Genomic DNA, 21143 nt, shown 5'->3' with positions numbered 1-21143 from the left:
TTCAGCATCAGATAATGGCAGTCTTAATAAATAATTTTAGTAAGACTTTTATAAGTTAAAGATGAATTTTAAGCAAAATACACTGTAATTTTGCCTTAATGATAGTGTGCTATATGACGAAGTAGTGCTATTGTCACTATGATAAAGCTCATGTGATATTACTTGGTATAATTATTCTCTTTAGAAAAATTATTTATGCCAATAAGCGCCTAAAATATTATGGGCGTAATTTTCTCAGTTCAGCATAAACAAGGGGTTACTATGCATATCGATAAGGCTAAAAAACGAATAGCGAAATTAGTTAAGGCTGGCTTTAAAGGGTACCCGAAAATCGCTGTTATGTATTTTGGTAAAAGTGCTGATTGTGCGACGGAAGTTGCGGTTCAGTTTACGTTAGAAGAAGGCGCAGAAATGATGGAGGAACGATTTTCTAGTGAAACTGACGCTAGGGAAAGCGAAGTTATTCAAACGGCTTTGGTTAAAATTATCGAACGAGCTAATGCAACTTCTGTTATCGAAGTTGCTGGCGTTACTATTCTGTAGTGCGTTAATGGTCGATTATTAGTAACAGGTTTTTATCGCACTTTACTTCATCATTTTGTTACTTTACTGTGACTGAAACTATTGAGTAACAAATAGCTAAAGAGTAGATTTAGCTATTTGTTAAATTAAAGGTATAATCACGCCTCATAAATTTTCTAGGAATGTCTTTTGTTAGCTGTTATTCGCATCATTTTGATGACTATTGCATTAGTTTTAATCTCTATTTTTTCTTGTCTATATTCTTTGATCCGACCTTTTCATCGCGATAATGTCCATCATACGGCTAAATATCTAGGTAACGTTTCTAAGCTTTTAGGCCTAGAGGTTGAAGTTAGAATTCCTGACTCTGTAAAAGCTCTTGGTCCCGTTGTTTATATTTGTAATCATCAAAATAGCTATGACATTTTTACCGTCAGTGGTGCAGTCCAACCAGGCACAGTTAGTGTTGGTAAAAAAAGTCTGAAATGGATCCCTTTTTTCGGTCAAATGTATTGGCTCACAGGTAATATTCTTATTGATCGCAAGAATAAGAATAAAGCAATGAATACCATTGATATGACTGCAAGAAAAATTCGCGAGAAAAAACTTTCAGTTTGGTTATTTCCTGAGGGAACACGTAGCTATGGCCGCGGCTTATTACCATTTAAAACTGGTGCTTTTCGTACGGCGGTAAAAGCAGAAGTTCCTATTGTGCCAATTTGTGCAAGTAATACCCATAAAACCATCGATTTAAACCGTTGGAATAACGGCAAAATGATTATTGAGTTTTTAGACCCAATTCATATTTCGGTTAATGAACGTGACAAAATTAGAAATATTACGAATCAAACTCGTACCGATATGCTAGTTAGGATAGAAGCACTGAACAAAGAAACAGGGCATGAAATTGCCTTATCAAAAGCTAAAAAAACAGATGAAGCACAACCGAGCGAGACAAAATAATGATTGATGAAGAATTACAGCAATGGCAAGAACATACCGAACAGTTAATTGAAGCATTAATTGAAGATGGTACTAACGAAGAAGTTCATCATACGATTGAGCATCACTTTTCTAGTGTCGATTTTGACATACTAGAAAAAGCCGCTATTTCTGCTTTTAAAATGGGCTTTGAAATAGAAGAGCCAGAAGAAGCTGAATTAGAAACCGGCGAAAAGGTTTTTGCTTTTGATATTATTACTGAGCAAGCATTGGAGTTTGATATTATTTTTGACGAAACTAAAAAAATGTTTGAATTAGCAAAACAGTGTAAAGTTGATTATGATGGTTGGGGAACATATTTCGAAGAATAATAATTAACTAAAAAGAAAGGTAGGTTATCCAATGGAATGGTTAGAAAGTTTATTAAGGCCTGAAACATTATCGCTATTGATCCCAATTGTAGCGATTGTTGGTGCTTTTTCTGTTGCCGGATTAAAAGCCCATCATCGGCATCAAGAGAGGATAGAAAAAATTAAGCACGGCTTTAATCCTGACAAATAAAAAAATGCAAAGTGTTACACTTTGCGATTTTTATGTTCAGGCCTTTCATAGCTATTTTTAGCTATTTCTGGCTTCACAGCATTAATGCACCTCGGTAGTTGTCCATGTATTAGCCTAATAACTTACATCCATGTAAGCGCATGCATGTCGGTGAACGGTCAGTTTTTTTTGTTCCAGATAAAAACTAAATACCTGCATCCATGCAGGCAATGTCATGGTTCCATGGACGGAAAATAATGATGATGTCCTTAAACGTTTAGATAATTCTTGGTTAAGCATTCGACAATGCTATCTGTGTCTGCTTCGTTAAATCAAAAGCATTACGTTGGCTAAATAATGAGAATGCTGCAGGAACAAAGATAAACGACAATATGGTTGTTAATACAGTACCGCCAGCAACCGCTACAGCAAATGGCGGCCAAAAGCCTCCACCAGCTAATATCAATGGTAAAAAACCGCCAACAGTGGTAATTGTCGTTGAACTGATATGTCGAGCACAGCTTTGCACACAGCGAATGATTGCTGCGCTATCTCCTTGAACCGCTTTTTCATCCATTTTAAGCTCAGCAATAATAACAATTGCGGCATTTATCGCGAGTCCCATTAAGCCGAGCAAACCAATAATTACAGTAAAGCCAAATGGATAGTCAAAAATGTAAACACTCAACAACCCCAAGCCAATAGATTGAAAGGCTGATAAAAATATAATGGCGCTTAATCTAAATGAATTAAACGATAAAACCACAACCGTCAATAACAAGGTCATTATGAGTCCAACACTCGCCAGTAATTTACCCACAGCTTTATTACGCTCAGCCGACTCACCGCCCAATTCGAGTTGGTAACCGGCAGGGAGTTGATAGTTAGCCTCAGTCATTTTTTCTTTCACACGACTAAGTATTACTGAAGGCAATACGCCTGCTCGAATATAAGCTTCGATAACATTAACGCGAACACCATTACGATGTGGAATTGCGCCGCGGCTTGCTCTTATTTCTAAATCTGCAATAGCAGTAAGTGGAATTGCCTGGGTTGCATTTTGGTTAGTAATATTAATGTTCTCTAATGCCGCTAAATCGTCGCGTTTATCGTTACCTATGCGCACTCTAACTGGTATAGATTCAGTTGACTCTATAATGGAACCATCTCGGGTGCCCGATAATGTTGTATTAAGTTGCTCTGCTACTTGTACCAGGGATAAGCCTGCTAAGTTTGCTTCAGCTTCGTTTATATTTACCCACACTTTTGGTGTGCCTGGTTGCAACGTTGAACGGCTATGAGTGATATCTTTTGTTTGCGACATAAAGCCACGAATATCATCACCAATGGTTTTTAAGCGATCTAAGTTTGGTCCGTAAATACGTAACTCAACGGGAGCATTAAATGGAGGGCCTTGCTCCAATTTTCTCACCAAAATTTGCGCGGCAGGTATCATATCATCAAGTGTTCGCTGAATTTCGGGGATCAGCCTGTTAGCATCTTGAAAGCTGTTTGCCGTCACCATCGCTTGGCCATAATACTGAGCACCATCTTTTGATGGGATCAGGTTGTAGTAGAATGAAGGTGCATTCTTACCAATAAACCAATGTACTGACTTAATGCCTTCAAGTTGCTCTAAGTAACTTGTCAGTTGAGCACTTGCGCGTTCTGTATTCACAATACTGCTTTGTGCAGGTAGGAATAATTCAATTTGAAACATATCGCGATCTGAAGCTGGGAAAAACTGTTCAGATAACTGTTTTGCACCAATGAAACCAAATAGTGGTAAACAAAAAACTAAGGCGATAACGGTTTTTCTATTGTTTAATGACCAACTTAATATCTTAACGAACCAGTGATTAAGTGCCTTAATGGTAATACCACGCTGATACCAGTGATTGCTACCACTGCTATTTCTGCTAATAAATCGTCCAGCTAAACCGGCTACAATAGTATGAGAAATAATGTAAGAGCCGACTAAAGAGAAAATTACACTTAACGCAATGCCGCCAACAAATTCTCCAGCAGGCCCAGGCATTAGTACGATAGGCATAAAGGCTAATACGGTTGTTAGTGTAGAGCCCAATAACGGTAACCACAGGTGATTAACTGCATTTGAAACGGCATCAAGTCGGCGCTGACCATTTTCTCGATTAGTTTTTATTGTATCAGCCATGACAATAGCGTTATCAACCATAATACCTAACGCCACCACTAAACCTGTTACTGACATTTGGTGAATAGGTAAGCCATAAAAATTCATAACTGAAAGCGTGAATAACACAGTTAGCGGTAAAGATAGCGCAACAATTACCGCCGCTTGCCAACCTAGCGTGATCAGTAGCACGACAGCGATAATGGCAAAACCAACCGCAATATTGCTGACTAAATCACTTAATCGCGTTTCGGTATAACTACTTTGGTCGAAAATTACTTCTAAAGAAATATTACTCGGTAAAGTTTCTGAAAATGCCGTTAGTTGTTTTTCAACCGACGAGCTCCACTGGTCAATGCGCAAATTAGGTAACATGCGTGTTGCAACAACTACCGCTTGTTTGTTGTGCACCATAGCAACTTCAGTTGGCGGGTAATTAACCGTTTTACGAATATTGGCGATATCACCTAAGCGCAGTAAATTGCCATTGTCGTCCGATTTTATTGAAATATTACTGATACGCTCGGTGTTGTTTAAGGCACCGGTTAACTCAATTTGCATTTGGTTAAATTGATTGGTGAGCTGCCCTGCAGATACTTTTGCATCGGCATTGCCAATGGATTCTGAGATGGCTTGTGCTGACAGGTTTAACTGGCTGGCAATTAACGGGTCAATTTCAACCAGTACTTCTTCTGCGCCTCGGCCAAAAACATTAACAATATCAGTACCATGAACAAGTTTAAGTTGATTTTGCAGTTCATTAGCATAACGGCCGAGCATGGCGACATTTTCGGTGCCATCACCTTGCCAATTGAGTGAAATTATTTGCGTGTATGCATAGCCACGATCATCTTCTAATACCGGTGTTAATGTACCTGTTGGGAAACTAGGGTTTAGATCATTAAGTAAATCCCGAACCCGTGACCATATTGGTTTGGTGTTGGTAATTTCATCTTGTAATTGTATCTTTACAATCGATATTCCAGGTCGTGAATTTGACGTTAGTAGGCTAATTTCCGGTAGTTTACGTAACTTTTGTTCTATTTTTTCACTGATCAATACTTCTACACGTTCAGCACTAGCACCCGGGAATTGGGTGATCACACTAGCAATGCGGTTAGTAATTCTAGGATCTTCAGTACGAGGCAAGTTGGTTAATGCCCCTAAACCTGCAACAATTAGTAGCACAATCACTAATGACATTAAACGGCCATTTTTGACAAAAGAGCGAATCATAACGTGTTGCCCACTTTAACTGTTTGGCTATTACTTATGGCTGCTTTTTTAACTATTTGTCCTGGTACATAACGATGCACGCCAGCAACGATAATATGGTGTTTTTTTAGTGGTAAACCAGCAATATAAACTGCGTCTAATGTTGAATACTTCACCTCAACGGTTGTTGCCGTAATGGTAAATAGCTTGTTTTTAGCATCATCAACTTGAAATATATTCCACTGACCACGAATACCGTCGGTTAGTGCCGCCAATGGTAACCAAAAACCTGCTTGATTAACTCGTTGTTTAATTTTAATTTTCGCTAATTGGCCGTTGTAAAATGTTGCTTGATTCGTGACGGCTAAACGTAATTCAACCGTTCGGCTCACTTGGTTAACCTGTTTACCGATAACCAAAATTTTTGCTGAAATGTCTTGTTGTCCAAGTTCAACTTGCAGTAATTGACCAATGCTTAATTCACGCGCTACTTTAACAGGCACGCCGACAGAAACTTCATGTTGAGCTTGTTTGATTAATTCGAAAGCTGTTTGGTTTGAACTGAAAACTTCTCCTTCTGCAACTGACCGAGAACTGACTACGCCAGCGAATGGTGCATGCAATTGCGCTTTTGATATTTGGTAATTAATTGTTGATTTATTGGCTTGCTGACGAGATAAGTCAGCTTTAATGACTTTCTTTTCGGTTTCCAATTCATCTAATGTTTGCTTAGAGCTATAACCTTTGGTGTTCAATTTATTTATACGTTCTAAATTTAAGCGGTTAAGCTCAGCTTGCGCGTTAAGTTGGCGAATGCTGGCATCAATTTCCTGTAATTTTATTGCTAACAACTCAGTATTAAATTCAGCTAATAATTGCCCTTTGGTCACCAAGTCACCGCTATCAACATATACGTTTTCGACTTTACCTGTATATTCAAAACTAAGTGAAGCCAATTGTTTACTAACAACTTTGCCAATATATTCACGTGATACTTCATAAAACTCGCTTGGTGATATTGCTTGAATATCAGCACTTTGGTGATAGATGCTATTTTCATCAGCAACATCGGCAGGTTTTGAACAAGCACTTAGCAAGGTTGCGGTAAAAACGAAGCTGATAATTGACGTTATAACGTTGGCGCGTTGAAGTTTAAACACGGAGGTGGCCTTAAAATAAAAACTATTAACTAGACTAGTGAGTCTAGTTTAATCAAACTAGACTGTCCAGTTTAATTTAGTGTATGTTATAGTCCAATTGTAAATTTTTATGTGCTTATTTTTCCTTATGGTTACTTATCTTTTTTAGTGAGAAATTAGCATGCGTAAGAACTAAGTTGAATAAGTTGCCATTAGGCTAGATAAATTTGTATTATGCCGCATAAATATAGCGTGAGGGATTAATAACGGCCCTTCGCTCTATGGCATATAGTATTTTCGTTAGTTGTTTTAATTGATAGTGGTGATTGGTTGTATGGTAAATGTTAGAAGTAAAAGTGAAAGTAAAAGAAAACAAATACTTGATGCAGCAACCATGCTTTTTACGGAGCAAGGATATAGCGCAACTAGCATGGATTTAATTGCTAAAAATGCCAATGTTTCAAAACAAACTGTTTATAGTCATTTTGGTAACAAAGATGAGCTGTTTGCTGCCTCGATAAAGCAAAAGTGCGATTCATATCACATGACTGAATTTTCGGTTACTAGTACGAGTGAGCCAGCAGAAATACTACTGATATTAGCGAAACGGTTTTTGGCTATGTTAACGTCTAAAGAAGCACTAGCGATTCATAAAATATGTGCTTATGAATCAAAGTCACACCCACAACTTTCAGAGTTATTTTATCAAGAAGGGCCAGAAAGAATTACTGATGAAGTGGCGAAATTAATGGCTGAATTTCACGATAAGCAACAGTTAAATATTCCCGAGCCAAAATTTGCTGCATTACAGTTTTTAAACCTAACAAAAGGTGAATGCTGGATGCGAGTAGAATTTAATACCAAAAAACAAATTTCGGAAGCTGAAGTCGACAGTTATTTACAGTCGAGTATCGCCATGTTTATTAAGGGATACTCATTATAGTTAACGGTACTAACTTACGATTCTTCTATACTTGATTCGAAAATTAGCTCGCTTTCCCTGTTGAGTCTCGAACTACCAATTGAGGTGTGTATTGCTGTGTTTCAGGATTGTTTTTTTGCTTTCGAGAGCAAGCAATGAGTAAATTAGCAGCATCTTCGGCAATTTGTTGATTCGGTTGATCTGCTGTTGTTAAAGTTGGCCATGTTTGACGAGAGAATGGACTGTTCTCGAAGCCGGTTATAGATAATTGTTCTGGAATTGAAATTCCCATTAAACGTGAAGCGAATAGCGCTCCTGCGGCAATTTCATCATTACAGGAAAATATTGCGGTTGGCTTTTCTTCGCCGTTAAGTAATTCTTTTGCACCTTTAACACCTGATTCAAATGAATATTCGCCATTGATGATCAGTGACTCATCTAATGTAATAGCATTGTCTACTAAGGCCTGTTTATAACCTCTAAGACGTTCAACAGTTGATCTATGTTCAGCTTCACCGGCGATAAAGCCAATTTTTTTATGCCCTAAATCGACTAAATGCTGGGTGATACTTTGTGCCGCCGCATGGTCATTAACCATAATACATGGAGCAATGTCGTCAGGAGCAATATCGCCAGAAACAATTCTAACCACTTCAATATCAAGGTCTTTCATTTGTTGAACAAACGCTGGTTGCTCAGAAAATGGCGGTGTTAATACCAAACCTGCAATGCGAGAGTGCTTAACCATTTTGGTTATTTCAGCAAGTAAATTATCTGCTTTTGCATCACAAGGGTGAATCAGCAACTCAAAGCCTTGTTTTTTACAAGCAGCTAAAATTCCATTTTGCATATCAATAACATAGTAGGCATTCGGATTATCGTAGATAAAAGCAATACTAAATGATTTTGTACCCGCGAGATTTCTTGCTGCTAAGTTAGGTTGGTAATTTAACTCTTCTACTACCGCCATTACTTTTTCGCGAGTAGGCTGGCGCACGGAAGGCTCATTGTTCATTACACGAGAAACTGTTTTTATTGAAACTCCCGCTAGTTTAGCGACATCATTAATCGTTGCTTTCATTTGCAGTTAAAGCCTTAAGTCATTCTTGGTAGAAAATCATTTTGAGCCTAAGAGTATTGTTTCTCTTGGCTGTCAGCAACCTTAATTATCAGTTTTTTGTCACTATGATGATCATATTTGGCTATAAGGTAGTACATAATTAGCAATTGACAGCGCTGTCATTTGTTAATACAGTGCGATAAATAATTCAATATTTGTTCATTTAGGGGATAAAAATGTCGAGTCGTCAATTACTACCTAGTTGGAAAAAACTAGCTAAACATGCTGATAATATGAAGTTACAGCACATGAATGATTTATTTGCGACCGATGAAAATCGCTTTGACAAATTTTCGATTGAATTGCCAAATATGCTGCTCGATTATTCAAAAAACTTAATTGATAGTGAAACTAAGCAAAGCCTTATTGAATTGGCCAATGAATGTGAACTGGCAGCATGGCGAAATAAAATGTTTAGCGGTGAAAAAATCAATAAAACGGAAGATAGAGCTGTTTTACATACCGCATTACGAGGCTCTGTTGATGAAGACCTTGTGCTTGATGGTAAAAATATAAGCCAACAGGTGAACGACCAGTTAGAAAAAATGGCGAATTTTGTTGAGCAAGTAAGACAAGGGCGATGGCTTGGTTATTCCGGTAAACGTATTACTGATATTGTTAACATCGGTGTTGGAGGCTCGAACTTAGGCCCTCAAATGGTGACTGAAGCGCTAAAAAACTACAGTGATAATTGCGTTAATGTTCATTATGTTTCTAACGTTGATGGCGCGCAGATAGCAGAAATTTTACGACCACTCGAGCCTGAAAAAGTACTGTTTATTGTTTCTAGTAAAACCTTTACCACTACCGAAACCATGACTAATGCAAAAACAGCGATTAACTGGCTAACTGCTGCTTCGTTTGATGAAAAATCAGTTGCTAAACACTTTGTTGCCGTGACCGCCAATACCGAGAATGCGATGTCGTTTGGTATCAAGCAAGAGAATATTTTTGACATGTGGGATTGGGTTGGTGGACGATTTTCATTATGGTCAGCCATTGGTTTAGCAATTGCACTCGACTTAGGTTTTGACAAATTTAAGCAGTTGCTAGCCGGTGCCAATGCGATGGACAAGCATTTTGTAGAGGCACCATTTGAACAAAATATGCCGGTGATCATGGCGTTGCTTAGTGTGTGGAATACCACATTTTTAGGCGCTAAATCGCAAGCAATTTTACCTTATGACCAAACCTTACATATGCTAGCAGCTTATTTACAACAAGCAGAAATGGAAAGTAATGGTAAGTCAGTCACTTGGGACGGCAGTGAAATTAGTTACCCTACTGTGCCATCAATTTGGGGCGAACTTGGTATTAATGGGCAACACGCCTTTTATCAATACTTACATCAGAGTAATAATGTTGTTCCTGCTGATTTTATTGGCTCAGTCGCGAGTGTTACACCAATAAAAGGCCATCATGAAACCTTAATGGCAAATTTCTTTGCGCAAACTCAAGCGTTAATGACTGGCGTTGATGAACAACAAGTGCGTGAAGACTTACAAGCGAAAGGTAGAACAGCAGACTATATCGACAAAGTAGCGCCTCATAAGGTTCACAAAGGTAATCGTCCGACAAATACAATTTTATTAAAACGTATCGACCCATATAATTTAGGCCAATTGATTGCACTCTATGAGCATAAAATATTCGTGCAGGGCATCATTTTACAAGTTTGTTCTTTTGATCAATGGGGCGTTGAACTTGGCAAGGGCTTAGCAGCCAATATTCAGCAAGAGTTGGAAAACAAAAAGCTATCAGCAAATCATGATTGTTCAACAAAACGCTTGATGAATTATTACCTATCAGCAAAAACATAGTGAAAATAACAAGTCTATTAGGAGGCTATCAGCCTCCTTTTTTATGCACTTTATTTACTTGTTAAACACGTTTATTCAATAAAAATGAATAATAAACGCATATTTTACGCCTTACTAATAGTGTTTAATTCATCTATTAAAAACTTTAATTTATTTATTTTCAGTTACTTAATTAAATGTGATAGATTAATTTGTAATCAAGTGTAGCCAAGGTGAATATTATTGTGTAAGGTTTTAGTTAGTTAATGACAGCGTTGTCATAAGTAAAAGACAGCGCTGTCTTCATCAAGGTTATACAAAATAACTACTATATAAAACGTGTGTAAGGGAAAGTCGATGTCATCTAAAACATTTAAAAAAGGCGTATTGGCGAGCAGTATCGCTTTGATCCTTGCAGGTGGTGCTTCACCATTTGCAATGGCTGCAGAAGATACAGCTGATAAAGCCGAGAAAGAAGTAGAACGAATTCAAGTTACCGGTATTCGCGGTTCACTTAAAGAGGCGCTCAACCAAAAACGCTTTGCTGATGCAGTTGTAGATTCGATTTCAGCTGAGGACATTGGTAAGTTCCCTGACCGCAACATTGCAGAATCACTACAGAGAATCCCTGGTGTAAGTATTGTTAGAAGCTTTGCTGGTGAGGGGGGGGATGTTTCTATCCGTGGCACAAACTCTGAACTTACTCAGGTTAGTATGAATGGCAATTATGTTGCTTCTACTGGTTGGTTCTCTCAACAAGCAGCAAAACGTTCGTTTGATATGGATTTATTGCCGCCAGAGTTAGTTGCTGGTGTTGATGTTTATAAATCACCAACAGCAACTCTTGATGAAGGTGGCGTAGGTGGTACGGTTGTCGTACGTACTCGTAAACCTCTAGATTTGGATGCAAATACATTATTTCTATCTGCAGAATATCAAGATAATAGTATTGCCGATGAAAATGGCAAAGGCTTTACTGGTATGTATAGCTGGAAAAACAATGATGAAAACTTTGGTATTTTGGCTGCCTTATCAACATTAGAAACGATAGGTCGTGCCCATAAAGCTGAAAACTATATGGATGATGGTTGGGCCGGCGCTGGTATTGCTGAGTTTGCACAAACTCGTGAGCGAGATGCTATTGATTTAACACTTCAGTATGCGCCATCTGATTCATTGTCTATGAACTTACACTACTTTCATGTCGATTTAGATGCAGCAAACAGCAACCAAAACTATTTAATAATTGCAGGTACAGATCCTGATGGTTTCAACGCTAATGTTACTGGTGCAACTGAATTCTCTCCAACAAATGGCTTTGCTTTAAATGGTAATTATGCCGGTGCTCCGTTTGATGATCAGAATACCCGTAATGCTGAAATGGACACAGAAGTATTAGCTTATGAAATAGAGTATAGCGCTGATGCTTATACTGTTAATGCCAAAATAGGTACTACTGAAGCAACAGGTGGTGATGGCGGAAACTATAACGCTGGTTGGGTTTCAAGTAATAGTGATCTTTCAATTGATTTTGATATGACCGGTAGTGGGGCAATGTTATTGTCACCAAATGGCACTGATGCTAGTGACCACTCAGAGTATGTTTTGAATAATGGTGCTGTTACTGCTGGCTTCCGTAAAGATGAAGAAACTTTTGCTCAGGTTGATTTTGATTTTGAAGTCGATTGGGGACCCGTTTCGAATTTTAAAACAGGTGTTAAATTACGCGATCATGAATTTACCAGCTACTCTAATGCCTGGACGTTTGATGATAGTTTAACCACAGGTATTACTAAAGCAACATTTGCTGATGGTCACTTTAACCATTCTGGAGTTGGTTTATTAGCTGGCTCTCCAACCAACATTGCAAGAGTTAGTGGTGATAAATTACGTGCTCATTACAACGCACATAAAACAGGCGAAAGCTTAAATACATCAAGCTATGGTGTTATTAAAGAAGATATTTTTGCCATGTATGTACAAGGTGATTTCAGTGGCGATGATTACCGTGGTAACTTAGGTTTACGTTATGTAGCTACTGATACCTCAGCTGACTATTATGGTTACATTGATACGTCAAAAATTGAAACAGAAAAAAGTGACTATAGCGATTGGTTACCTAGCTTTAACTTAGCATTAAATTTATCGGAAAATGTCATTTTACGTATGTCGGCAGCTAAAGTTATAAGTCGCCCTAATTACACTTTCTTAAACCCTGCAGCAAATATACCGTCTTCTAATTCAGGCGCGGCATCAATTAATATTACTCGTGGTAGTATCAAGCTTGACCCGTACCGTGCAACGCAGGCAGATATTGGTGTGGAATGGTACTTTAATGAGGAATCGCTTTTATCTGCAACCTTATTTAATAAAGATATTCGCTCATTTATTGTTCCTGGTGCCAATGAAAGTAGAATACAAGCGAATGGCACTACATACATTGTTAGTGAGCCAGGTCAGGGTCTTGGTGGTGAACTTCAAGGTGTTGAAGCTCAATATCAACAACAGATGGGTGAGTTTGGTTGGTCTGCAAACGTAACTTATACTGAAGGCTTTGGCTTACAAGAAGAAAATGATGCAATCGTTGAGAAACCATTGTCTGGGTTATCAAAGCTTAGTTATAACCTAAGTGCTTACTTTGAAAATGATATGTTCTCAGCACGCGCTGCATATACCTACCGTGATAGCTTTATTTCGCCTTCTACAGGTATTGGTGGTAGCACCAATTGGGATTCTTACGGAATTTTTGATATGAATGCCACATGGCATGCTACTGAAAACCTAGATGTAAGCATTGAGGGTACAAACTTATTCAATGAAACAACAACGCAACGATTTGGTGAAGGTTACACCGCAATGCGTTTAGCGGCAGATAATGGCCGTAACGTTTTCTTGAAGGTTTCTTACCGTTTATAAGTAGTAACGTTAAACTTGGAAGGGTAGTTCTCCCTCCCTTTCAAGTTTATTTTTCCTAAATTAATTAAACTCTTTCCTCAATTGAATCGTTTTGCTATAGCTAATGTTTGATTCACCGCACTATGAGAAAACAAAATGACCACAAAGAATGATCATATCCTTATTATCGGTGGTGGCACTGCAGGTTGGTTAAGTGCTGCAATATTAGCTAAAAGCCTAAATAGTAAATTGCAGGACGGTGTTCAAGTTACATTAGTCGAATCACCTGACATTCCAATTTTGGGTGTTGGTGAGGGGACTTGGCCAAACTTAAGAGCAACGCTACGTAAAATAGGTGTGAATGAAACTGATTTTATTCGTGAATGTGATGCAACGTTTAAACAAGGTGCTGAATTTGTTAATTGGACAAATACACCGACTGAAAATGAGCAATCAAGTTACTATCACCCATTAAGTACTGTTAGCCATTCCTCGTATGACTTTAATCTCGCTCCATACTGGCTAATGCAAGATAAAGGCTCCCGAAAACCTTACGACAGAGCTGTTGCTTCGCAAGCTAGGTTATGTGATGCAGGTAAGGCACCTAAACAAATTGTTATGGCAGAATATAGTGCAGCTCAAGAGTATGCCTATCACCTCAATGCTAATAAATTTGCCCACTTTTTAAAGCAACATTGTATAAACAAGCTCGGGGTAAAATTTGTCAGTGCGAATGTCACTAATATTGTTCTTGATGACAACGAGTTTATCTCATCAGTTGAAACTGATCATGTTTCAAAAAGTTCAATTTCTGCTGATTTTTTCATCGATTGTAGTGGCGCTAAGGGATTGATTATAAAGCAAACTTATAACATTGACTGGCATGATATTAGCGACATTTTATTCAATGATACAGCGTTGGCTGTTCAAGTACCTTATAAAGATAATCAACAAGCAATTAACACGCATACGGTTGCAACCGCACAAACATCAGGTTGGATTTGGGATATAGGGCTGCAAGAACGTCGTGGCGTAGGGCATGTTTATAGTAGTAAGTATATTGATGAGAGTCAGGCAAAACAGCAACTCATTGACTATATTGGTGATGATTACTCAGATGAACTTAGTATTCGAAAAATTAAACTTAATCATGGTTACCACAAGAAATTTTGGCATAAAAACAGTGTTGCTATTGGTATGTCTGCAGGCTTTGTGGAACCATTAGAAGCGTCAGCAATCTATTTGTTTGATGCCGCTGCAAATATGATTGCAGCACAGTTCCCAAGAACTCGCGCACAAATGGCCTATGTTGAAGATAAATTTAACCAACACTTTACAATGCGTATGGAACGAACTGTCGAATTCATCAAATTACATTATTGTATTTCACAGCGTCAAGATAGCCAATATTGGCGAGATAATTGTGATGTCAAAAGCATCCCAAATCATTTGCTTGACCGTCTCAGCTACTGGCAAACAAAGCCTCCAACAAAATATGATTTTGATAACGCTTGGGAACCATTTAATTTAGATAGTTATTTATATGTTTTGTACGGCATGAACTTTAATACCGATATTAGTGATAATAAAGCAGCCTATAGCGATTCAGTTAAAGCTAATGAAATGTTTGAGCGTATAGATCTTGCTAGTGGCTTGTTGATAGGTAAATTACCAGAACAACGAGAACTTATTAACCAAGTTTTACAGCACGGCTTTAATAAAATATAGAGGCAGTAAATGAATAATAATATAAATCAGGTTGTTATTGTTGGTGGCGGCACTGCCGGTTGGCTTACTGCAGCCAAGTTATCTAAGAAGCTCAATAGTGTTGCTAAAGATGCGGTGCAAGTTACCTTAATTGAATCACCTGATATTCCAACGATTGGTGTTGGTGAAGGGACTTGGCCAACTATGCGAAAAACCTTGGCGGAGTTAGATATAGATGAAAGTGAATTCATGCGTTTTTGCTATGCATCCTTTAAGCAAGCAACAAAATTTGTCAATTGGAAAGAACCCCCAACAGCTAATAATACAAATAGTTATTATCACTTGTTTAGTGGCATTATTGGCGCTGAAGAGTTTAATTTAAGTCCGTATTGGACAATGTCAGATAGAAGTCAGAGTTACGCTGATTTTATTAGCCCACAAGCGGCTATTTGTCAGCAAGGCTTAGCGCCAAAAAGTATGACAAATAGGGCATATGAAGGTTTAGTGAATTACGCTTATCACTTAGATGCGGGTAAATTTGCTGAATTCCTAAAAGAACTCTGTGTTAAAAAATTTGGTGTTAAATTTATCAGTGCGAATGTCACTAAGGTTAATATTGACGAACATGGTGATATTTATGCGGTTGATACTGACAAATCAGGGGTTATTGCAGGAGATTTCTTTGTAGATTGTTCAGGTTTTAAGTGTCTTTTGTTGGGCGAAACTTATGGCATTAAGTTTAAATCAATAAAAGATACTTTATTTACCGATCATGCCATAGCTATGCAAGTACCCTATCAGTCACCAGCGCAAGAAATAAATAGCGCAACCGTCTCAACAGCACAATCGGCAGGGTGGACATGGGACATTAGCTTAGCCAATCGCAGAGGCACTGGCTATGTATATTGCTCTGATTTTATTAGTCATGATGAAGCAGAAGCGACTTTAAGAGCTTATGTTGGACCGCAAGCTGAGCAGTTATCCTCTCGTCGAATTAAAATGAATTGTGGTTATAGAGAAAAATTCTGGCACCGTAATTGTGTTGCCATTGGTTTGTCTGCAGCGTTTGTAGAGCCATTAGAAGCCTCTGCAATATTTCTTATTGAAGCCTCCGCTAATATGCTTTGTGAGCAATTCCCACGTCACCGCAGTTTATTGCCGATGGTTGAGAAAAAATTTAATGAATCTTTTAACTATCGTTGGAAAAAAACCATTGATTTTATCAAGCTACATTATTTTCTATCCAATAGAACTGAAGATTTTTGGCAAGCTAATAAAGTACTGCCATCGGTACCTGATAGTTTACAAGAGCAGATAGAAAATTGGCGCTATCATCCGATAAGCCAATATGACTTTCCTCATGTTTATGAGCCATTTTTACAAGATAGCTACCAGTACGTTTTGCATGGAATGGGCTTTTCACAGCAAATTTCCCATAACACTGCATCGTTTAATCAACAGCGAATGGCGGATAACATTACTCATAAAAATCAAAAAATAACGCAGCAATTACTGGCACAACTACCAACCAATAGAGCCTTAATTGATCAATTGATGAAGCATAGCTTCCAAGCTATTTAATAAATTTTACTGTAGGAATTATCATGTCTAATTTTCAAGCGTTAAATAATAATAAGCATAAAAAACTAAAAATAAAAACAGATGCTAGCTATGCGCATGCAGCAAAGTCTCATGTGGTTCCATTATCTGTATTTGAACTCAGCCAAGCACAAGCTGATTACCCTATCGTTTTTATAAAAGACGCCCAAACAGGTCAATTTCATTTAGTTGCTTTAGTTGGACTTGAACCCAATGAAAATTTGTTTTGTCATGTTGATGGTTGGCAAGCAGAGTATATCCCAATGCAGCTTAGAGGTTATCCATTAGCGCTTACATCTAGTATCGAAAACGCTGACAATCAGATTGTAGCAATTGATATTAATGCAAGTGAAGTTAACGAAAGTGAAGGTGAAGCGTTATTTATTAATGGTGGACAACAATCAGAACTTCTAGCGAATAAAATAGAGTTGATGTCACAATTTAGTGCGCAAGTTCCGGCAACACAACGCTTCGTTGAGCGACTAGTTAATAATGAACTAATTTCTCCGCAAGCACTGACAATTACAACCAATAAAGGTAAAGAAATTAACCTAACGGGGTTATACATTGTCGATGAAAATAAAATTAATAAACTAGCTGCAGAAACGTTCAGTGCTTTAAAAGATGAACATTTACTCGCACCTATTTATGCCTGTATGTTTTCATTACAGCGAATCTCTAGGCTAATCAATTTATCGTAATATTTCCCTTTATAATCTATGGACATTGCATGCTTTATCGCCATGTCCTCTCTCGTTTGAAATGAGAAAATCTGAAGAGTAGCTATGTATAAACATTCAATTTCGCTAGCATTTTTGACCATATTAACGATTAGCTCTTGCGGAAAAACCGGCATAAAAAGCCAAGAAGTTAGCAATGAGGTTAAGATAGATGACGCTGTAACTGCGCAGTTGACTGTAGTTAATACCGATGACATTAGCAATATCGCCAACAACTTACAGGTTAAACATCGCGTTGTAACCAATATCCCCAGCGATAAATGTCAGCAAGATATTGCCGATGGTAATTGCTTTGAGGTCGAGTTGACACTAACAGCAAAGCAGGCTATTTCAGCTAACGGTTGGCAAATTAATTTTAGTCAAATTGCCCCAATCCAATCTTTTGAAAGTACTGAGTTTAGCGTTAAGCATATTAATGGCGATTTGCATCAGATCTCATTATCAGACAATTTCAAAGGTTTCGCTGAAAATGAAACTAAACACATACTTTACCGTGCGATGTTTTGGTCATTGTCAGAAACTGATGCCATTCCAAATTATACTGTTAGCGCCGTAAATCGAAACTCTGCTGGGAAAGCGATTAAGCCAGAAGTGATAAAAAGTACCATGGCAGGCATTGACTCAGCAACTGGTTTAGAGACGTTGCCTTTTGTTGTGCCTTTTACTGACCCTGAAAAACAATTTAAACGCACGGCTAATGATAAAACTCAATGGTTAAGTAGCGCTGAACTTTACCAACGTAACTTAAAGCTAGGCGATAAATTAGTCGATGTCAGCGATAAAGTTATTCCAACGCCTAAACAGATGATTGTTGATAGTCATTTTCAAACGTTAGACCTCGGCCAGGGTATTAATGTTAGCTATAACAAGTTAGCACCAGCCAAAGTTGACGCAGCCTTAAAACGTTTAGCGCGCTTAGGTGTTAAGCAAGCACCATCAGGTGTTAGTACAACACTATCAATAGTGGCTGATAGCACTAAGTTATTGGGAAGTTATCAATTAAATGTATCTAAACAAGCAATAGAAATAATTGGTGTTGATAGTGCGGGGGTTTTTAATGGCTTACAGTCACTTGCTAGTTTGATGATGCCTAACAGTTTGCAGGTAGCACAAGTACGAATTGATGACGAACCCCATTATCAATTTCGCGGCTTATTAGTTGATGTCGCACGCAATTTCCATTCGAAAGCATTTATCTTACGATTACTTGACCAAATGGCGGCTTACAAACTTAATAAATTACATCTACATTTAGGTGATGACGAAGGCTGGCGACTAGAAATTCCATCCTTGCCAGAACTAACGCAAGTCAGTGCCAATCGTTGTTTTGACCTAAGCGATCAAATTTGTTTACAACCACAATTGGGCGCTGGTATTGAACAGAAAAGTAGTGTTAACGGTTATTACAGCGTTGCTGATTATCAAGAAATATTAAAAGCGGCGAGTGCCAGACATATTCAGGTGATCCCATCACTTGATATGCCAGGTCATTCTCGTGCGGCGATTAAAGCAATGGCAGCAAGAACGAAAAAATATGCTATTGCTGAAAATGAAGAAAAATCTCAACAATTTAATTTATATGATCCGCTTGATACTACGAAATATTCATCAGTACAGTTTTATAATGACAATACGATTAATGTTTGCCTCGAATCGTCGTACGCATTTGTTCATGAAGTGATGACACAAGTAAAGCAAATACATGCTGAAGCAGGCCAACCGTTAACACGCTACCACATAGGTGCAGATGAAACCGCCGGTGCTTGGGTTGATTCTCCTGCATGTAAAGCGTTTGTCGCAAATAACAATTATGGCGTAAACGATATGAGTGAGCTAGGTGCTTACTTTATTGAACGAGTTGCTAGTATTCTCTCAGACTTGGATATTGAAACCGCAGGCTGGAGTGATGGTTTGTCGCATACTCGCAAAGAAAATATGCCAGCAATTGTGCAGTCGAATGCGTGGGATGTATTGTTTTGGGGCGGTCATGAAAAAGTGCATGAGTTAACGAATCGAGATTGGCAGGTGGTTATTTCTAGCCCTGATGTTTTATATTTTGATTTTCCTTATGAGGCGGATCCGAAAGAGCATGGTTATTACTGGGCATCACGACATACCAATACTGAAAAAGTATTTCAGTTTATGCCTGATAACTTACCCGTTCATGCTGAAATTTGGTTAGATCGAGAAGATAACCCTTACATTGCTGATGATCGTAAAAGCCCATTGGCAAAAGGGAAAACTTTCTACGGTATTCAAGGCCAACTTTGGAGTGAAAATACTCGAAGCGATACCATGGCAGAATATAAGATATTTCCACGCTTATATGCCTTAGCTGAAAGGGCATGGCATAAAGCCAACTGGGCCGTACCATATAATTATCAAGGCGCTCAATATAATCAAAATACTAATGAGTTTAGCAAAGAACGCCAAGTTCAACGTGAAAAGCAATGGCGTACTTTTGCCAACATTATCGGACAAAAATCCTTAGCTAAATTAGAAGAATCTCAAGTGTTTTATCGCTTACCAAATGTCGGTGCGACGATAGTTGGTGGCGAACTTAGGGCCAACATTGCTTTTCCTGGCTTAATGATTGAGTACCAAGAAGCGAGTGGAGCATGGAAAAGCTACCAACACCCAGTCAAAGTTAGTGGCAATGTAAGTGTTAGAAGTCGTTCTTTTGATGGTAAACGCAGTTCAAAGATCAGTGTGATAGAACATAATAATCAATAAATTCAATTGATTATTATGTAGGTTAAGTATCATTGATAAAAAGTGTAAAAATAATACAAAAAACAAATGACAACGCTGTCATTTGTGGTTAAAATTAAAACAGATAGAGTTTAGCCCTAGTGAAATAGCAGGGCTTACGTGGTGCAGACATGAGGTCGAGATGCTAAGTAGTGATGATAATAACAACATATTTTTAGGTATCGATGGTGGTGGTAGTAAATGCAAAGCTATCGTTATGTCTGCTGAAAATGAAATTCTTGGCACAGGTATTTCTGGTCCGGGCAATCCATTACATGGTTTTGAACAGGCAACTCATTCAATTGTTGCATCGACAAAACTCGCGTTAGCTGATGCAAATATTCCAGAGTCATCGCTTAGTAATATTGTTGCAGGTGTAGGTTTAGCCGGAGTTAATCTGCCAGTATTATTTGAGCAAATGAATCAGTGGCAACATCCATTTAAAGCCATGCATTTAACAACAGATTTATTAATTGCCTGTTTAGGTGCGCATCAAGGCGCTGACGGTGCGGTAATTATTTCAGGCACTGGCTCCTGTGGGTTTTCTTATGTAGATGGTGAAGAATACATTGTTGGCGCACATGGTTTCCCCCATGGCGACAAAGGCAGTGGTGCATGGTTTGGTTTGCAAGCAGCAAAACAGGTCTTATTGTCATTAGATGGCTTAATTGTCACAAGTTCACTTAACGACAAATTACTTAGCTTATTAAGTGTTACAACAGGCGTTGAGCTTGTTGAAGCCATTGCCGGTAAACCTGCTGCTTTTTATGCCCGTATGGCTAATTTAGTTTTTGATGCTGCTGAACAAGGTGATGCCTTGGCACTGGCGATTGTTCAAGAAGGGGCCGGTTATATCGATAATGTTGCCACTCAATTATCTAAACGTTGCCCTCCTCGTTTGTCACTCATTGGTGGCCTAACACCACGATTGTTACCTTGGTTGGCGAAAGATGTCCAAAAAAGCTTATCGGCGCCATTAAACTCGCCAGAAGTCGGCGCTGTTTTTTATGCTCGCCAGCAAATGGGTTAGTTAGAAGCAATTAACTGCATTAAGAAAATTTCAAACTTTATGGTCAGCGCTATTACTAGGCGTTCGA

At 38.3% G+C, this 21143-nt stretch carries 15 protein-coding genes; 12 read left to right on the top strand and 3 right to left on the bottom strand.

Annotated elements, in window-relative coordinates; genetic code table 11:
* Positions 1-261: 261 nt before the first annotated feature.
* The 4 genes from B7C41_RS08290 to B7C41_RS20140 all read left to right on the top strand — a co-directional run bounded on the left by B7C41_RS08290 (position 262) and on the right by B7C41_RS20140 (position 2025).
* Positions 262-543, top strand: coding sequence for a hypothetical protein (locus B7C41_RS08290; protein ID WP_085298318.1), 282 nt, complete (start codon positions 262-264; stop codon positions 541-543).
* A 168-nt stretch (positions 544-711) separates the two neighbouring features.
* Positions 712-1485 (top strand): 1-acylglycerol-3-phosphate O-acyltransferase, encoded by a 774-nt coding sequence (locus B7C41_RS08285; protein WP_085298317.1) that lies wholly within the window; start codon positions 712-714, stop codon positions 1483-1485.
* Positions 1485-1835 (top strand): ribonuclease E inhibitor RraB, encoded by a 351-nt coding sequence (gene rraB, locus B7C41_RS08280; protein WP_085298316.1) that lies wholly within the window; start codon positions 1485-1487, stop codon positions 1833-1835. The genes B7C41_RS08285 and rraB overlap by 1 nt, the downstream gene beginning before the upstream one ends.
* 31 nt (positions 1836-1866) lie before the next feature.
* Positions 1867-2025 (top strand): hypothetical protein, encoded by a 159-nt coding sequence (locus B7C41_RS20140; RefSeq protein WP_158089099.1) that lies wholly within the window; start codon positions 1867-1869, stop codon positions 2023-2025.
* Between the two features lie 271 nt (positions 2026-2296).
* On the opposite strand, the gene B7C41_RS08275 is transcribed toward B7C41_RS20140, so the two are convergent.
* Positions 2297-5395, bottom strand: a complete 3099-nt coding sequence (locus B7C41_RS08275) for an efflux RND transporter permease subunit (protein ID WP_085298315.1) — start codon at positions 5393-5395, stop codon at positions 2297-2299.
* The gene (locus B7C41_RS08270) at positions 5392-6534 is read right to left on the bottom strand and encodes an efflux RND transporter periplasmic adaptor subunit (RefSeq protein WP_085298314.1); all 1143 of its coding nucleotides are present in this window, start codon (positions 6532-6534) and stop codon (positions 5392-5394) included. Before B7C41_RS08270 ends, B7C41_RS08275 begins: the two co-directional genes overlap by 4 nt.
* 313 nt (positions 6535-6847) lie before the next feature.
* On the opposite strand from B7C41_RS08270, the gene B7C41_RS08265 reads away from it, so the two are divergent.
* On the top strand, positions 6848-7456 hold the full coding sequence (locus B7C41_RS08265) for a TetR/AcrR family transcriptional regulator (protein WP_085298313.1): 609 nt from the start codon (positions 6848-6850) through the stop codon (positions 7454-7456).
* A 43-nt stretch (positions 7457-7499) separates the two neighbouring features.
* Here B7C41_RS08265 and B7C41_RS08260 read toward each other — a convergent pair whose 3' ends face one another.
* Positions 7500-8516: a LacI family DNA-binding transcriptional regulator gene (locus tag B7C41_RS08260; protein WP_085298312.1), complete on the bottom strand. Its 1017-nt coding sequence runs from the start codon at positions 8514-8516 to the stop codon at positions 7500-7502.
* A gap of 215 nt (positions 8517-8731) precedes the next feature.
* On the opposite strand from B7C41_RS08260, the gene pgi reads away from it, so the two are divergent.
* From pgi to nagK, 7 genes are all read left to right on the top strand, one after another.
* Entirely contained in the window at positions 8732-10375 is a 1644-nt protein-coding gene (gene pgi / locus B7C41_RS08255) for a glucose-6-phosphate isomerase (RefSeq protein ID WP_085298311.1), read from the top strand.
* A 336-nt stretch (positions 10376-10711) separates the two neighbouring features.
* Positions 10712-13270, top strand: coding sequence for a TonB-dependent receptor (locus B7C41_RS08250; protein WP_085298310.1), 2559 nt, complete (start codon positions 10712-10714; stop codon positions 13268-13270).
* A gap of 135 nt (positions 13271-13405) precedes the next feature.
* The gene (locus B7C41_RS08245) at positions 13406-14977 is read left to right on the top strand and encodes a tryptophan halogenase family protein (RefSeq protein ID WP_085298309.1); all 1572 of its coding nucleotides are present in this window, start codon (positions 13406-13408) and stop codon (positions 14975-14977) included.
* A 9-nt stretch (positions 14978-14986) separates the two neighbouring features.
* Positions 14987-16537 carry a tryptophan halogenase family protein gene (locus B7C41_RS08240; RefSeq protein WP_085298308.1) on the top strand — a complete coding sequence of 517 codons (1551 nt, stop codon included), beginning with the start codon at positions 14987-14989 and terminating at the stop codon, positions 16535-16537.
* A gap of 23 nt (positions 16538-16560) precedes the next feature.
* Entirely contained in the window at positions 16561-17256 is a 696-nt protein-coding gene (locus B7C41_RS08235; RefSeq protein WP_085298307.1) for a SapC family protein, read from the top strand.
* Positions 17257-17340: 84 nt separating this feature from the next.
* Positions 17341-20028: a family 20 glycosylhydrolase gene (locus B7C41_RS08230; protein ID WP_085298306.1), complete on the top strand. Its 2688-nt coding sequence runs from the start codon at positions 17341-17343 to the stop codon at positions 20026-20028.
* Between the two features lie 160 nt (positions 20029-20188).
* Positions 20189-21076 carry an N-acetylglucosamine kinase gene (gene nagK, locus B7C41_RS08225; protein ID WP_085298305.1) on the top strand — a complete coding sequence of 296 codons (888 nt, stop codon included), beginning with the start codon at positions 20189-20191 and terminating at the stop codon, positions 21074-21076.
* Positions 21077-21143 lie beyond the last annotated feature (67 nt).

The organism is Cognaticolwellia mytili (assembly GCF_002104475.1).
GTDB classification, from domain to species: Bacteria; Pseudomonadota; Gammaproteobacteria; order Enterobacterales; family Alteromonadaceae; genus Cognaticolwellia; species Cognaticolwellia mytili.
The sequence above is the reverse complement of the archived record's forward strand: the minus strand, read 5'-3'. Positions and strand labels throughout refer to the sequence as shown.